The sequence below is a fragment of the Alteromonas sp. DY56-G5 genome (genome assembly GCF_041414725.1).
GTDB lineage: Bacteria > Pseudomonadota > Gammaproteobacteria > Enterobacterales > Alteromonadaceae > Alteromonas > Alteromonas macleodii.
Genome location: NZ_JANHZQ010000010.1, coordinates 79292 through 95584, shown reverse-complemented (window position 1 = coordinate 95584; position 16293 = coordinate 79292). Strand labels below are relative to the sequence as shown.

The following is a 16293-nucleotide window of genomic DNA, read 5'->3' as shown; positions in this document are numbered from 1 at the left end:
CACTGTGTACATATCTGATCAGAATTCTCATATACCAATGTAGGTTAGGCATACTAATTAGACCAGTAAAATGGGGCTATAATTGCCATTCATGCTATTTATTTTGACTTGTTATAACATTCTGTAGGTCTATTGTGTGGAGGGGGAAAATAAAGCTATCAAAGGGATCTACGTTCTCATAAATGCATTGGACAGAAACCCAAATCAGGAAAATAGAACGCAGGGAGACACCTCGTTAATTCTCCATCCAATATTTCTGATAAAATCCTGTGAAAGCCCACTCAAAATTCGCGCTGAAGGCGAGGATATGACAGAAAGAAAACTAATAACCGTGCTAACCGATGTGTGTGAAAGCGTAAAATCTACCAATAATGGATTTGTTTGGCTAACTCACGTAGGACATTGGAGAGCGCCGCAAGTGATTGCCGTGTTTAATACTGAGCAGGAGAAGCAGCGGGCGTTAACTAATGGTTGGGATATAGACTTCATAAACCAAGTGAATATTGCTTTGGCGTCAATTAAGTCAGCACCCGTTGGTATTTATTTTGATAGCGAAGAAGAGTGTAAGAAAGTGAGTGGCGGCAATTGGGATAGGCATTTATCTAATGTTAAAAACCTTCACTGAGTTCAGGTTACGCTGGATGTTGTAAATTAAGCTAAAAACGTTTTCAGAAAGGCGAGTTGCAGGGCTTGTTACACTGGCTAGGTACAGGCCTGACGTAGGATAACGGCGGTAAAGCGCTGTTTGGCACACCTTGTTTGTGTGAAGCGTGAATTTTAAGCAATAAAAAAGCGCCATAAAGGCGCTTTTTTTGAACTCGATATCAGGCTTACTTTTTGCCCAATGCACCGAAACGCTTCTTGAAGCGATCAACACGACCACCAGTGTCAACGTTACGTTGCTTACCAGTGTAGAATGGGTGACATGAAGAACATACGTCTAGGTTGATGTCTTTACCAAGCGTAGAACGAATGTTCATTACGTTACCACATGAGCAAGTTGCTGTGATTTCTTCGTATTTTGGGTGGATATCTTGTTTCATTGGGTTACCTCACATAATAAGGCCGTATCGCTATACAACCCGAAGTCGCACACCATACGTTACTTAATTCAAATGATAAGTCGTTCAAAGAACAGCCTATCGCAAAAGAGCGGCGCATAATAAAGGATGGCAGGGCCTTGATCAAGCGGTTTTTGGCCAAATGCTAAACAAGAGAGCTAGACAAGGTAGCCGTATAAAAAGATAGCCTTATAAAAAGGCCAAACAAAAAACATTCCTTTTATGCTTACCTGTAAAGTATGTTTAAATATTTGTCTTTCAAGGCTGGGCCAGATGCTCTAGTGGCAAAATGTGTAGCTAGCTGTTAGCAGCTCAACTTGCTGTAACGTATAGGTCTGCAAGAAGCCTCAGTATAATTAGTTTCAACATAAGAAGCTTAGTAAGCGCATTACGCGCTGTAACAATCGTCAAATAAGGTAGAACCTTCGCAATGGCCTTTATCCAAGTTGCCGTGCCAGTGCCACTGCGCCAACTTTTCACGTATACCCACGATAACGCACTAAGTGCGGGTGTAAGAGTGGTTGTGCCTTTCGGTCCGCGCAAACTTGTGGGCGTAGTTGTTGAAACCCTACACAAACCTGAAAGCGACATTGAAAACTCCAACAAGCTAAAAGCTATTGAGTCGGTACTGGACGATAGCCCTATTATAGATGGGGTGTTGTTGAAAATGGCCCAATGGCTGTGGCAGTACTATCATCATGCGCCGGGTGAAGTGCTACACGCCATGCTGCCTGTCTTATTACGCAAAGGCGAGTCAGCAGCGCCAACACCCCAAGACATGTTAATGCTTACCGAAGAAGGTAAGCAAACGACTGCAGACACGTTATCGCGGGCGCCTAAACAACAAGCCTGTTTTACTGCAATGGCTGGTGGTGCCTTATTAGCATCCCAAGCGCGCAAGCAGTATGGCGCACCTGCGGTCAAAGCGCTCGTCGAAAAGTCATTGATAAGCATTGAAGAAGTCGCGCCCGAATTTAAGTCAGGCAGTTGGCTTGCCTCGTTATCGGTGTCTGAAAAGCCAATTCCAGATACTGAGCAGTCGGTTGCCATTGCCGCACTTAATCGTCAGCAGGGCAATTTCGCTGTAAGTTTGCTTGAAGGGGTTACCGGTAGCGGTAAAACGGAAGTGTATCTTCAAGCTATCGAACCCTTACTGCGCGACGGAAAACAAGTGCTTATACTTGTGCCAGAAATTGGGCTGACGCCGCAAACGGTGTCACGCTTTGAAAAGCGCTTTGGTATTGCAGTGGGCGTTTTACACTCTCAGCTTTCTGATAAAGAACGGTTACATGTATGGCAGCGAGCAAAAGCAGGTGAACTCGGGATAATCATCGGTACTCGCTCGGCTATTTTCACCCCGCTGCACAACCCCGGCATGCTGATTGTGGATGAAGAGCACGACGAGTCTTTTAAACAACAAGATGGACTTCGCTATCACGCCCGTGACCTAGCAGCCATGCGGGCTAAGCAGCACAATATTCCTCTTTTATTAGGCAGCGCCACGCCCGCACTCGAAACACTTAATAATGCGCTAAGCGGTCGCTATGCCCATTTGCAGTTAACTAAGCGAGCGGGAGGTGCGAAAAGCACGCATCAGCATGTGTTGGACGCGCGTGACCAACCCATTCACTACGGTATTTCGCAAGGCTTGCTAACGATAATGCGCCAGCATATCAACGAGGGAAATCAGGTATTGGTGTTTGTGAATCGCAGAGGCTATGCGCCAGCGCTGCTTTGCCATCACTGCGGCGAAACCGTCATGTGTAAGCGTTGTGACCGCCCGTATACGGTGCATAAAGCGCAGAACCGTTTGCAGTGTCATCACTGCGGCGGCATGCGCTCAATGCCATCAAACTGCGAAGCGTGCCATCACAATGAATTAGTTACGGCGGGTACGGGCACCGAGCAAGTCGAGCAAGGGCTTGCAAGCTTATTTCCCGGTGTTAAGCAGGTACGAATAGACAGCGATACCGTGCGGGGCAAAGACAAACTGCATCAGGCGCTAGAAGCAATAAACCGCCAAGAGTACCAGCTGCTGGTAGGTACCCAAATACTATCAAAAGGTCACCATTTTCCGCATGTAACCTTAGTGGCGGTGCTAGATTGTGATGGTGCACTTTTTAGTGCCGATTTTAGAGCACCAGAAAAGCTCGCTCAGCTTGTAACTCAGCTTGCTGGAAGAGCAGGGCGCGCCAGTAAACCCGGTGAAATGTGGCTGCAAACTCACAATCCCCACCATCCTTTGCTACAAGATTTAGTACATAACGGCTATGGGCATTTCGCCAGACACGCTTTAATGGAGCGAAAAGCGGCAGGGCTTCCCCCATTTATTAGCCAGTTTGTCATTCGCGCAGAAGCGACCGACAGCAGTTTGGCCTATCGCTTTTTACAAGACAGCAAGCAAGTATTTCACCAGCAGCATGCCATTGCGTTAAATGGCCCGTTTCCTTGTTTGATTGAAAAGCGGCAAGGCAGGTTTCGGTTTATGCTGGTATGCAGTCATGAAAAGCGTGCGCCGCTTCACAATGCGCTGCGTTTGGCGCTGCCATTTTTACAGGCGTTGCCACAGGCAATGAAGGTAAGGTGGTCGATAGATATTGATCCTACCGATTTCAGTTAGCTTGTTGGGTAGCAATACGTTAAAATTTCTGCAGGATTGAAGTGCAGGAAAGCTGCTGCTTCATAAAGATTTGGTATATGACGTTTTCTTACGCATACAAACAACGATAACAAGTAGGAATATTGCCGACTATGGCTCAACGCGATTATGTCTCTCGTGGACGCTCTCCTCAAAAAAAGAAGCCGGCTGGTAAAGGTAGAAAACCAGCCAGAAGCGCGCAATCAAATGCGCAATCTAACGCCCCGGTTTCTGGAAAACTTCCTATTGTGCGCCTTGTTGGCGTATTCGCATTGGTGATTGGCTTTGGTGCATTTTTGTGGTCAATAAAAGACAATGTAGAAGACGACGTGGATACACAAGCTTCACGACCTGTGGCTCCTACAGAAGAGACGTTACCTGAGCTTCCTGAAGAAGAATGGGAGTACATTAAGACCCTTCCAGGATATGAAGTAGAAGTTGAGGTCAAAGAGCAAGAAAAATCTGACAAACGCTATTTAATGCAGTGCGCCTCGTTTAGAACCCGCGCGCAGGCTGAAGAGATGAAAGCCAAAATTGCATTCCAAGGTTTAGAGGCGCTTATCAGACACAGCACTGGCAGCAACGGCGATTGGTTCCGCGTTATTCTGGGCCCTTACGAGTCTAAGCGTGATGCAGAAAAAGCCAAGCACAGTCTGCGTAAAGTGAACATTGCGACATGCCAAATTTGGTACTGGAATTTGTAGCAGTTTATTGTAGGTAACACTTAATGCGGTGCATACGGCGCTGAAATAGCGCGTAGAGAAAGGATGCGTTTACAAGGAAGTATCAATGAGTATTGCCATCACCGAACAACCAAATTACGCCGCTTATAGCATAGAAGAGCTTGAGGACGTTCTGGAAAATATTGATAAGCAGGCCTTTCCAGAACGCTATCAGGCAGCAAAAAATGAGCTCGCTGCTAAGCGGGCAACGCTGCCACCTGAGAATGATACGGATAGCGCCCATCAAGATGAGCATTTTACTCGACCTAAGTGGTCTGAGCTTCATCCAATAACACGTATCAGTAACGGCACTTTTTTAGTACTTATTGGCGCTTTGATTGTATCGGCATTCACCAACTTTATCGTGATTAACGCATGGCTAAATAATTCAACATGGGCCATTGTTTTATTTACTTTTGTTTATTGTGCCTTTTATTACCTGTCTATATCCATCGATAAACGACAAGCGCAATTTGTGATGAAAGATTGGCGTGGAAAAGTAACAATTTTCACCATGCCGTTTTTGGGGCTTATTTTTACTTGGAGTTTTATTGATAGGGCATTGCCCTACACGTTTCACTTAGCGTCCGGAAAACAAGAAACGGAACTGAAATTTGCTTATGAAAAAGGCAGCGGCTCTAAACACTGTCGACACTCACTGTTGTTAAAAGAGAACGGTACCTTGTCAGATGGACGATTATGCTTAAATCAAAGTGAGCACAAACGCTTACCAAATAAAGGATGGGTGTATGTTAAGGGCTCCGAAAGTGGTTTTGGTTTTGACATTGAAGGGTATCGATTTCGCTAAATTTCAACCATGAATGCCTGCGTATTAATCACTTCAAATGCAATTAGCCCAAGCAAAATGAGATTAACCAAAACCGTTACCCAATAAACTCTCATAAATGACGATTTACTACGCTTATGTTTAAAAATCTGTTGGGCTAGCAATGCACCAGGCCAACCTCCCAATAAGCTTAATATATGCAGTTTTGCCTCTGAAACTCGCCGTTTTTCCTTTTTTGCAGCCGATTTGTCTATGCCGTAAAACAGTATGGTAAGCATACTTACCGCGCTATAAATGATAGGCACTATAAACGGTAACCGACCTGACAATGTAAATAACGCAAGTGCACCGGAGAAAATACTCAGTACGATAATATTACGTTTTCTTTGCGAGGTTGGCTTATTGGCGCGTAAACGTTTTGCTTTGTGATCCTTGAGTAAGCTGATGTTGCAGGCGCGGTGATTGCCTTTTCTATCCTGCTCAACTTCATAAACAATAATATCGCCATTAATAGGTCGCCTAGAGCGCTGTTTAAACGCTTTGATATGAGCAAACGCCCGTATTCCGCCACCGTTGGGCTCTACAAAGCCAAAACCTTTAGCATCGTCCCACTGTTGTATTCTTCCTTGATACTTCATTCTTACTCCTTTAATACCATTATGTAGCGACTTCAGTGTTGCTATTTTATCTGTGCTCTATCAATTAGGCATTATTTCAACTGGCCATAGGGCTTCATTGGCGAGAGTATGCACTCTATATATGGGGTATTCAATAAGCGCCGTATGCGCTAAGCCCATATAGTAGGCAGGTTTGAGCGCACATTCTTTTGTCTTACCCTTGAAATTAAAAAGCCTTCCCCCACTTATTTGTTATTGAATTTGAACGCTGCTGCCTTTGTAACATGAAAAAACGCAGCTGCGCCCAGCTAAACGGGGAATGAAACGTGACAACGATTGTATCTGTACGACGTGGGAATCAAGTGGTAATGGCCGGTGACGGACAGGTATCACTGGGCAATACCGTAATGAAAGGTAATGCGCGCAAAGTGCGCCGTTTATACCACGACAAGATTTTAGCGGGCTTTGCTGGTGGCACAGCCGACGCATTTACGCTATTTGAGCGTTTTGAAGCAAAGCTTGAAGCCCACCAAGGCCATTTGACCAAAGCGGCAGTAGAGCTCGCCAAAGATTGGCGGACTGACAGGGCGCTTCGCAAACTAGAGGCACTGCTTGCCGTAGCAGACGAAACCGCATCGTTTATTATTACCGGTAACGGTGATGTGGTGCAGCCAGAACAAGATCTTATCGCGATTGGCTCTGGTGGTAACTACGCTCAAGCCGCAGCTACTGCACTACTTGAAAATACAGAGCTAAGCGCAAAAGAAATTGCCGAAAAAGCGTTGACCATAGCGGGTGATATTTGCGTATTCACTAACCATAGCCAAACGGTTGATGTACTAGATTACTAAGTAATAGCTGAGTGCTGTTATCGGCTTGCTGTCGCTCGTATGAATTTGAGTACAGCAAGCGCTGTTAGAAAAGGGTTTATTCATGTCTGAAATGACACCAAGAGAAATTGTTCACGAGTTAGACCGACATATTATTGGTCAACAAGATGCCAAGCGCGCTGTATCTATTGCACTTCGAAATCGCTGGCGTCGTATGCAGCTTGAACCTGAACTGCGCCAAGAAGTTACGCCAAAAAATATTTTGATGATTGGCCCTACGGGTGTGGGTAAAACTGAAATAGCCCGCCGTTTAGCAAAACTTGCTAACGCGCCGTTCATTAAAGTTGAAGCGACTAAGTTCACTGAAGTGGGCTATGTAGGTAAAGAAGTTGAGACCATCATTCGTGATCTTGCTGATATTGCGGTGAAGATGACGAAAGAAAATGAAATGAAAAAGGTGAAATTCCGCGCAGAAGAAGCTGCGGAAGAGCGCATTTTAGATGTTTTGCTGCCTCCACCAGAAGATGCATGGGGTAATAAGGAAAACGTTGAAGATCGCGGCACGCGCCAAGCATTTCGCAAAAAGCTTCGTCAAGGCGACCTAGACGACAAAGAAATTGAAATTGACGTAGCACTTCCGCAGGTTGGCGTAGAAATTATGGCGCCTCCAGGTATGGAAGAAATGACCAATCAGCTTCAAGGCATGTTCCAGAACTTGTCGGGTTCGCAAAAGAAAAAGAAGAAGCTGAAAATTAAAGAAGCGTTCAAATTACTAATTGAAGAAGAGGCTGCACGCCTTGTGAATCAAGAAGATTTAAAGGAAAAGGCCATTGAGTCGGTAGAACAGCACGGTATTGTGTTTATCGACGAAATTGACAAAATTTGTAAGCGCGAGGGTAACTCGTCGGCTGATGTATCTCGCGAAGGTGTTCAGCGTGACCTACTTCCACTTGTGGAAGGTTCAACGGTATCGACAAAACACGGCATGGTTAAAACTGACCATATCTTGTTTATCGCTTCGGGCGCATTCCAAATGAGCAAGCCGTCTGACCTTATTCCAGAGCTTCAGGGTCGTCTTCCAATTCGCGTTGAGCTATCTGCGCTTAAAGTCGGTGACTTCAAGCGCATTCTTACCGAGCCGAATGCGTCATTAACTCACCAGTACATTGCGCTAATGAAGACCGAAGGCGTGGATATTAGTTTCGACGATTCTGGTATACAGCGTATAGCCGAAGCGGCATGGCAGGTGAATGAGCGCACTGAAAACATTGGTGCCCGCCGTTTGCACACCGTGCTAGAGCGCCTTATGGAAGATATCTCGTTTGACGCCTCTGAAAAGAGCGGTGAGTCGTTCGTGATTGATGCAGACTACGTTAACAGCCACTTAGAGACCTTGGTAGATAACGAAGATCTGTCGCGCTTTATCTTGTAATTTAGCGCTAAGTAGAAGGGTTAGTTGATATGTTCAACTAACCCTTCTACATGAACAAGAATTAAAAAGCCGACGTTAAGTCGGCTTTTTTACCATTCTACTTTTTCCCAATGGTCTTCGACTTCTTCAAGACGAATTATTTTTGCAGCTTCTTCCGCTTGGGTATTTGCTAGTAAATCAAGAAAGTAACTTACGGGATTATTCTTCTCTTGGCTTTCCATGTATAAGGCTCTTAAGGCAGCATCTGTTGTCCGTGGAATTTTTGTTTGACCTTTCTCATAACGCGCAATGGTCTGTTCATCAACACCAAAACGATTCGCCAGCATTTTTTGAGAAACATTTAGTTCTACACGTAAGAATTTAAACTCATCATGAGCAAGAGGCTTGTTGGTATTAACAATTGTCTGTGCTATCGCACTATGAAGACCGTTCATATCGTCAATGCTTGTATATTCTTCACCGTCTACAACTTCAACGGTAACACCGTTTTTCAGGTATACATTTGATAACCCGCTTTCAGTGTAATGGTACATTTTACCCTCTCAACTTATCCATACAGTAATTAGAAATGACATTGGACTATCATGATGATTTTTAAGTGCAACAGTGAGTTCGATAACTTTGCCCGCAGCTAAACCTTTCAAATTAAATTTCCAGTCTCCAGAAATATCAAGATATGGCCCCTCTCTAAATACTGAGTGCTTACTTTTTAATAAAGTGATCACCTGACCTGTAGTGATTCCTCGCTCATGCATGTGCTGTTTAACATGTTTAGTCCACCGAATCCGGTTAGTATAGTTTTCTGCGAGGTCATTCATTATTTTTCTGGCAGTTTCCTCTGTAAGAGGGAATTCATTAATTCCTTGGGGATTGTGATTAGCCATGAATGCCTTTTAAAATTCATCCTATCATATTGATAGGTTGTTGGGGTGTTGTCAATGATTGCGTAAAGGCTTCTAAACAATCGCAAATTTGTTTTGGAAACCCAATTAGCCTCTAAACGTCCTGCTTGCTACTACGAAGTCTTCACCAGCAGTGCTACCAATTTTTCTGTTATATCTAGACCGGTATCGTTCTCTACTTTTAGGAAGTAAGGGCTGGGGTTTGCCTCTAGAAAAAAGTACTTTCCTTTCGCACTTTTACGCCAGTCGATAGCACACCAGTGCATACCTAATGCTTTGCATATTTTGATAGCTAACTGCTTAACGTCGCTGGGGACTAGGGTCACCGATACGCTCGCATTGTCGTCATTCCTGTAATCTAATTCACTTGAGTCGATTTGTACGCTGAGTACGTCATTGCCCAGCACATAGCTTCTTACATTCACGCCTGCAATATATTTTTGAAAGGTAACAGGGCGCTCACCTAAAAGCGTATTAAGTAGTGGGCGTATGTTTGGTTGTTTATTCACAAACTGCGCGGTTCGACCGCCGCGTACGGGCTTGTAAATAACGTCTCGCATATTGCTACAAAACTGCGAAGCAACCTCGGGTGCATTGCCAACAAAGGTGTAGGGAATATGTGCTCCTAGTTTGCCAGCAATACGCGATTGATAAGGTTTACACTGGTGGCTTCTAACAGCGTCGATAGAGTTCACCCATTTAATGTCGCTAAAGCTGAACCAGCAAAGTAGCGTACTTGCTCGCTCTTGCTCAACCCACCCTGCGTTTTCTAGCAAAGTAGATTCACCATCATGAGGTCTATCACCTTGTGTTTGAGCATCTGCACTGGCATCGTTTTTAGCATTATCACTAGGGGCTTTTAGCGGTATGCCAGGTAGGTACTCATGCCAATAAGCGGCCTGGGTATTCGAGAACGTGACTCTAGGTTGGTCGCAAAGTGAAGGCGAATTGAAATGAATTAGCCCGTCATCGAAGTCAGGGTCGTAGCTGATCTTCCACGTAGAACCAAAATGTTGCGTATTGGCGAAATAAAAGGGCGTGTTATTTTGGTGAAGTGCTTTGGCTATATGTTGAATTTGTGGGTCTTGCTCACTGCCTAGTAGTGCGACGTGCATTTGCGTTCCTTGCTAGCGTTGTAAGTGTTCAAAGAATCTAGTAGCCCTTAAAGCAACACATGGGATACTGCCTAAACCGTATCCATGTGTTGACTTTGATAAGCGGTAAGTTACGACAAAATATCAGGTAGTTTGCCGCCGCCTTCACCAATAGCCATGGTTATGTAAACGGGCTCTTTAGGTGTTGGACCGACTACCGGCACACTTTCACTTAGGCGAGCTCGTAGTCCGCCGGATACCTCAAATAGCTGAGATTCAGCAACGGTAGCAAGCTTAGAATTTGCTGGTTGGTTCTGAGTTAATGGATGGTTTTTCATAATGTACGCTCCTTGTAGTGGCGTGGTGAGTAATGAAGTGGACACGCTTACAGCGAAGCCACTTCTTGGTAAAGGGTTCTAAAACAGCAGGCAATAAGCACAGAACGGTTGCTAATGTTGAGCTTTTTGTAAATGTTGGCGCAGTGAAATTTGACGGTCCTTTCACTGATGAATAGCTCTGAGGCAATAACCTTATTTGAGCGTCCTTCCATTATTTTGTGTGCAACTTGTAGTTCGCGTTTTGATAAACAGTCAATGGGGATAACGCTGTTCCGAGCGGTAATGCCGTTCGCATCTATTTGCATGCGTTCAGCTGCTGTCATCAATACTGCGGGTTCTCTGATTTCATGTGTTTTCATAGTGTTTCTCCTTGTTTACCTGACGTTGCGCTTCCTGTTACTTCAGTGGGAGGGCATAGATGTAAGTTGCCGTTTTCCAGACGATAAACCTTGTCTGCCATGGCAATTGATTGAGGGCGATGTGCCACAATAATTCGCGTCATATTTAGAGACTTAAGGTGATGATTTATCTGAGCCTCGTTTTCCATATCTAGGTGACTGCTTGCTTCGTCTAAAAATAAAATGTCTGGCTCTTGATAAAGCGCTCTTGCTAGAAGCAGGCGCTGTTTTTGACCACCACTTAAGCTGCTACCCATATCACCGACCAAGGAGTGGTATTGCATAGGCATCTGCATGATGTCTTCATGGATACAGGCAAGCTGAGCGACGTGAACCATTTTCTTGAGGTCGGGAGCTTCTTCAAAACAACAGATATTTTGCGCGATGGTGCCGCTTAAACAGGTATCCTCCTGAAGCACTGACGCGATGACTGGGTTTGTAGAGCTTGGGTGTTCGATATTGCCTTCTGAAACAGGGTACAGTCCCATCAGGCACTTAAGCATTGTGCTTTTTCCACAGCCGCTATCGCCAGTGATTGCGACGATCTCTCCGCTATGTACCGAGAACATTAGATTTTTAAACACCCACGCATTGGTTTCACTGTAGCGATAACTGAGCGCTGTCGCTTTAAGCGCTATAGGGCGAGTTTTGGCATCAAGAAGCGAGGGCGTACTTGCGCCATCAGGCGTTAAAACGTTAGGTGCAAGTGAGTTGGACGTGGATGAGTTGGGGACGTCTGCATTGCTAAAATGAACGTTTTGTTTTTCAAATGTATCGTCCTTAGCTTTTAACGACAGAGGCTTATGCTGTGATGGTGTAAGTAAAATGTCGCTTAAGCGGTTGAAGTGAACACCTAACATACTAAGCTCAATCAGCTTGTTAACCACGCCATCTAATGCGCTGACAAAGCGAGCTTTGTACGCCATAAATGCCAGCAGCATCCCTATCGAAAGGGTTCCTTCCATAACCAGGCTGGCACCAATATACACAACGACCAAATTTTCAGCGCCAAACAATAGCTGATTGGTCAGTGCGCTGCCTATGTTGATTTTTCCAAGAGTGATGTCTTTGTTTAGCGTGGCGACAAGCTTGTTTTGCCACTGCCCGTGGCGCTGTACTTCTTGGCTGTATACGCGAATAGGTAGGATAGCGCGTACGCTTTCCATAAAGTGACTTTGTTCTAATGCTGCAAGCGCAATGCGTTCAGTGGTAAGACGTTTAATAAACGGCAGCAGTCCAAGACGAACGGCGAGGTAGGCAAGCATGATCGCCACTACAACCAGAGTGAGTTTGGGCGAATATAAAATCATTACTGCTAGTGTGATCACTGCCATGAGGCCGTCTAACAGCGCAGTAACCAGGCCGGTGGTTAGGAACTCACGAATACTTGCCAGTGAGCCAAAGCGGGATACCACATCGCCAATATGTCGCTTGTCGAAGTAGTCCAAGGGAAGCGATAATAAGTGCTTAAATACCGACGCCGACATTTGAAGCTGAAGGCGAGACGACACCGACAGAATAACGAACTTTCTTATCCCGCTAGTAAAAGTTTCTATTATTAGTAGCAGGGCAAACCCTATTGCCAGCGCTTTCAGTAATGCATCGTTGTTGTAAATCAATACATCATCTACGACTGTTTGCATGTAATAGGGTGAAGCAAGTGCAAATAACTGCAACACAATCGATAACGCGAAAAGGGTTAGAAGATTGCGCTTAAACCCTGTTGTTCGAGTGAAGAATTGACTAAGACCCAAACGTGGCGCGGACTTCTTGGGACTAAATGTGTCGCTAGGCGTGACCTCAAGTGCAATACCGGTAATGTACTTCGACGCCTCAGAATAAGTGAGTTTTCTTTCTCCAAGCGCGGGGTCGTGAATGGTAAGGGTTTTTCCCTTCACTTTAGTTAACACAACAAAGTGATTCATGTTCCAATGTAGAATTGCAGGGCAAGATAATTGCGCCAAGTGCTCCATTTCTATCTTGATGGCGCGGGTTTGGAACCCCAAATCACTGGCAATGCGCATTACGTCTTTTAACGTAGTGCCTCGTAGCGACACAGACACAGACTGACGTAGAGCATTTAGATCACGTTTATCAGAATAGTACTGCGCAATCATAGTCATACAAGCAAGTCCACACTCAGCTGCTTCGCTTTGCAGTACAACGGGCACACGCTTTTTTGTATAAAGGATTTGCGTTGAAAGTGGGTGTGTAATGTTCATCATGATTACAGCTTCCCAGTAATGCTATACAGTGGTTCCATTAACCACTCCATCAACGTACGCTGACTTAAATCTACGTCTGCAGAAAATGTCATCCCAGCTTTCAGTGAAATATTGTTTCCATAAGCCAAGATTTCTTTTGTATTTAGCGTTGCAGTAACAAGATAAGCGGGTTCACTAATAGAAATAGGGATGTCGGTAAGCTCACCAGGTAGCACCAACGAAGGTGAAATGTTCACTATCTCCCCTGACTGCACACCAAATTTTTGATAAGGAAATGCGTCGTATCGAATATGCAGGGCTTGGCCTTTGCGTAAAAATCCAGCAGACCGCACGGGAACTGCAATACGCGCTTGAATGTCGGCATTTTTAGGCAGTAAGGTAAGAAGCGGGCGAGAACTATCGATGGTATATCCCGCCTTTACTTGAAGGCCGGATATCACGCCATTGTGAGGCGCATAAATCGTTTCTTCTGCGTTACTCTTGTGACTTACTATTTGCTGCGTGAGATCGCTCAAGGTGTTCTCCACGTTTGCCATTTCATTGGCCTGCTGTTGAGGCAAAGTGGCAAGTTCATGGTGGAGAGTAGCGATATTCGCCTTTTCGTCATTTTGGTCTTTTTGAGCCAACGTAAGCTGTTGTTCGGCGGTCAATCTTTGTAGCGTATGGTTTTCATAGTCTGCCTGGCTAATGTGCCCTTGATTAAGTAAGGTTTGCGCTTTCTCCCACTGCTTTAGTGCTAGTGCCCACTGGGTTTGCGACAATTCAACGATGGCGTCTAAAGCCGTTAATGCCCGTTTGGCTTGGCTCAGTTGTTCTTCTAAGCCTTGTCGCTGCGCTCTATGCAACACATCAAGACGTTGAATACTTTGACGTGTTCGATGCTGCTTTGCTTCAAGCTCAGCGAGCAACTGCGTGCTAACTTTATTACCTGATGCATCATCGCTACTGTAGTTGATCTTAATTAGCGGCGCGCCCTTACTCACTAATTGACCTTCACTGACCAATACATCAAGTACTTTGCCGCGCCTTGCATCGGCATAGAGCTTAAAAACGCCATGATTGGGTTCCAGCCATCCACTCACTGATGCCTTTCGTGCGTAGCTTCCCGTATTTAGATAAATAATCACTGCCAAAATCCAGACCACAAGCAGGCCAGCTATTGCAGAATAAACAGGTTTTGGGGTCATTAAAAAACGTCCATCAACAGCATTTGATTGCTCATCAATGACTTCCTTTCTAAACAGTCCTGTTCTCATCTCCATTCCTTTTTTGTTTATGCATTTGCGTTGCAGTGCTTATCTAACTTTGTTTGGGTCACGTTAAAGGTATCTGGCCGCCACTTCCGTTTAGGCTTTTTCTCCTTGGCATCACAGTTCTTGACGCCTCCGTTTTGTTACTACCAGATACCTTGTGGTCAACATTACTGCGGTGACGGTGTTCACTTTAGGTGGGTTGGGAACTTGATGAATTACTGCTAAGGTCTATATTTCAGTAGCACACGGTTTCACTGGTGTTGGCGCATTTTTGAAAGCGGCTGGCTCAAATTTAGAAGTGATTCAGACACAAATAATTGCCAGTAAAATACAAAGAAGTCATAGAACTGTATAAAGAATGTGCTATAAAAAACAAAGGAATATGAAAATAACACGGTAAGAACACACAGAAGGAAGCCTCATGTTTGTGCCCAGCATACTTTTAAAGCAACTCTATACACGCGCAAGTCTTACGAAGACAGATAAAGGCTTATCTTTTTCTCTGAAAAACAGATTGAAAGACGCAACCATTAAAGAAGTAAAGTGGATATCTCTTGATGGCGAAAAAATTCCAGAGCATAAAATTTCACTCCAGTTAACTCCCGACTCCAGTATTTCCGTAGAAGCATTAAATAAATCAGACGGAGAGCCCTTTGGCTTGCGTCAAACCATTACCGTGCATTTAGATATTGATGAAGCGCCGTGCCCAGAAAAGCGAAAACTGGGTATTTGCTTTTCTGCTTCGCCTTTTGGAAAGCTTAAATTTGAAGTGGAAGACAATATTACTGCGCCAGGACAACGCAGCGCTTTTATTCCTCGTGATGACATGGATGACTACGGCGAAAGTATTATAAAAACACGCCAAGAATATTTCGAAAGCGCCACCGGAAAGAAAATTGATCACGTAGGTAAGTACTCAATCGACCCACAAGCGCTTAAGGGGAATATTGAGCATTTTATTGGCGTGGCGCAGGTTCCTATCGGTATTGCAGGGCCGTTGAAGATAAACGGAGAGCATGCACAAGGGGAGTTTGTCGTGCCGTTAGCGACTACCGAAGGTACGCTGGTGGCATCGTATAACCGAGGCATGAAGCTGCTTAACATGAGTGGTGGCGTAACGGCAACGGTCGTCGACGATGCTATGCAGCGAGCCCCTGTATTTATTTTTGAAAATGCACGGGGTGCCAGAGATTTCGTTAAATGGATTAAAGCAAACTTTGAGAAGATTAAAGAAGAAGCAGAAGCGACCTCAAGTGTTGCTAAGCTGACGTATATCGACCATTTCCTATCGAACAAATTTGCGTTTTTGCGTTTTAACTTTAAGACTGGTGACGCAGCGGGTCAAAACATGGTTGGACGTGCTACCTTCGCAGCATGCGGGTGGATACTCGATCATTATGAGGGGATAGAGAATTTCTACCTTGAGTCTAACTTTGCTACAGACAAAAAGGCCTCTCAAATAAACATTATGCGTACCCGTGGTAAACGGGTGACAGCTGAAGCCACTATTAAACGCGAACATTTATTAGAAGTAATGCGCGTAGACCCCAAACAGATAGATTATCACGGCCGTGTAGCTGGCGTAGGATCTTTCTTGTCTGGTGTGAATAACACGGGTCTGCATTCACCAAACGGTATTACTGCTATGTTTATCGCCACAGGGCAGGATGTTGCAAACGTATCTGAATCGTCGGCGGCAATGATGTATTCAGAATTAACAGACGACGGTGACCTGTACGTGTCTATTACCATTCCATCGCTCATCGTAGCGACGTATGGCGGTGGTACAGGTATAGGTACACAGCGCGAGTGCTTAGAGTTACTGGGTTGCTACGGGCGAGATCGCGTGTATAAATTTGCAGAAATTGTGGCGTCTGTGGTGTTGGCTGGAGAGATATCACTAGCATCAGCCATTAGTTCGTCAGACTGGGTGTCGTCACACGAACAGTATGGCCGAAACAGATAAAACCTTGGCCAACGAGGCGACTCATCGGCC

At 44.9% G+C, this 16293-nt stretch carries 16 protein-coding genes; 7 read left to right on the top strand and 9 right to left on the bottom strand.

The genetic code is table 11. The annotated features are described in order from the left end of the window. Positions 1-307 precede the first annotated feature (307 nt). On the top strand, positions 308-625 hold the full coding sequence (locus NO989_RS07320; RefSeq protein ID WP_039226843.1) for a hypothetical protein: 318 nt from the start codon (positions 308-310) through the stop codon (positions 623-625). Positions 626-830: 205 nt separating this feature from the next. Here NO989_RS07320 and rpmE read toward each other — a convergent pair whose 3' ends face one another. Then, positions 831-1043, bottom strand: coding sequence for a 50S ribosomal protein L31 (gene rpmE / locus NO989_RS07315; protein ID WP_014950975.1), 213 nt, complete (start codon positions 1041-1043; stop codon positions 831-833). A gap of 448 nt (positions 1044-1491) precedes the next feature. On the opposite strand from rpmE, the gene priA reads away from it, so the two are divergent. The 3 genes from priA to NO989_RS07300 all read left to right on the top strand — a co-directional run bounded on the left by priA (position 1492) and on the right by NO989_RS07300 (position 5229). Beyond that, entirely contained in the window at positions 1492-3681 is a 2190-nt protein-coding gene (priA, locus tag NO989_RS07310; protein ID WP_371342320.1) for a primosomal protein N', read from the top strand. Between the two features lie 131 nt (positions 3682-3812). After that, on the top strand, positions 3813-4403 hold the full coding sequence (locus NO989_RS07305; protein ID WP_014977575.1) for a cbb3-type cytochrome oxidase assembly protein: 591 nt from the start codon (positions 3813-3815) through the stop codon (positions 4401-4403). Between the two features lie 85 nt (positions 4404-4488). After that, positions 4489-5229, top strand: a complete 741-nt coding sequence (locus NO989_RS07300) for a hypothetical protein (RefSeq protein ID WP_202285971.1) — start codon at positions 4489-4491, stop codon at positions 5227-5229. Here the strand turns inward: NO989_RS07300 and NO989_RS07295 are convergent. Continuing rightward, complete coding sequence (locus NO989_RS07295) at positions 5226-5846, bottom strand: DUF1294 domain-containing protein (protein ID WP_242514800.1); 621 nt, start codon at positions 5844-5846, stop codon at positions 5226-5228. The two genes, NO989_RS07300 and NO989_RS07295, sit on opposite strands and share 4 nt — an antisense overlap. Positions 5847-6151: 305 nt before the next feature. Between NO989_RS07295 and hslV the strand changes: the two genes are divergently transcribed. Both hslV and hslU read left to right on the top strand, forming a co-directional pair. Beyond that, complete coding sequence (gene hslV, locus NO989_RS07290; RefSeq protein WP_014950969.1) at positions 6152-6676, top strand: ATP-dependent protease subunit HslV; 525 nt, start codon at positions 6152-6154, stop codon at positions 6674-6676. A gap of 82 nt (positions 6677-6758) precedes the next feature. After that, positions 6759-8087: an HslU--HslV peptidase ATPase subunit gene (gene hslU / locus NO989_RS07285; RefSeq protein ID WP_014950968.1), complete on the top strand. Its 1329-nt coding sequence runs from the start codon at positions 6759-6761 to the stop codon at positions 8085-8087. 89 nt (positions 8088-8176) lie between these two features. On the opposite strand, the gene NO989_RS07280 is transcribed toward hslU, so the two are convergent. From NO989_RS07280 to NO989_RS07250, 7 genes are all read right to left on the bottom strand, one after another. Beyond that, entirely contained in the window at positions 8177-8620 is a 444-nt protein-coding gene (locus tag NO989_RS07280; RefSeq protein ID WP_014950967.1) for a DNA-binding transcriptional regulator, read from the bottom strand. A gap of 9 nt (positions 8621-8629) precedes the next feature. Beyond that, a complete protein-coding gene (locus NO989_RS07275; RefSeq protein ID WP_014977572.1) occupies positions 8630-8971 on the bottom strand; it encodes a DUF4258 domain-containing protein in 342 nt (113 codons plus the stop codon). 131 nt (positions 8972-9102) lie between these two features. Next, positions 9103-10104: a RimK family alpha-L-glutamate ligase gene (locus tag NO989_RS07270; protein ID WP_202285969.1), complete on the bottom strand. Its 1002-nt coding sequence runs from the start codon at positions 10102-10104 to the stop codon at positions 9103-9105. Between the two features lie 110 nt (positions 10105-10214). Beyond that, complete coding sequence (locus tag NO989_RS07265) at positions 10215-10421, bottom strand: hypothetical protein (RefSeq protein ID WP_014950964.1); 207 nt, start codon at positions 10419-10421, stop codon at positions 10215-10217. A 47-nt stretch (positions 10422-10468) separates the two neighbouring features. Further along, on the bottom strand, positions 10469-10780 hold the full coding sequence (locus tag NO989_RS07260) for a helix-turn-helix transcriptional regulator (RefSeq protein WP_014950963.1): 312 nt from the start codon (positions 10778-10780) through the stop codon (positions 10469-10471). Next, on the bottom strand, positions 10777-13044 hold the full coding sequence (locus NO989_RS07255; protein ID WP_371342319.1) for a peptidase domain-containing ABC transporter: 2268 nt from the start codon (positions 13042-13044) through the stop codon (positions 10777-10779). The genes NO989_RS07260 and NO989_RS07255 overlap by 4 nt, the downstream gene beginning before the upstream one ends. Before the next feature lie 2 nt (positions 13045-13046). Next, positions 13047-14300, bottom strand: coding sequence for an HlyD family secretion protein (locus tag NO989_RS07250; protein WP_202285965.1), 1254 nt, complete (start codon positions 14298-14300; stop codon positions 13047-13049). Between the two features lie 823 nt (positions 14301-15123). On the opposite strand from NO989_RS07250, the gene NO989_RS07245 reads away from it, so the two are divergent. Then, positions 15124-16263 carry a hydroxymethylglutaryl-CoA reductase gene (locus tag NO989_RS07245; RefSeq protein WP_371342328.1) on the top strand — a complete coding sequence of 380 codons (1140 nt, stop codon included), beginning with the start codon at positions 15124-15126 and terminating at the stop codon, positions 16261-16263. Positions 16264-16293 lie beyond the last annotated feature (30 nt).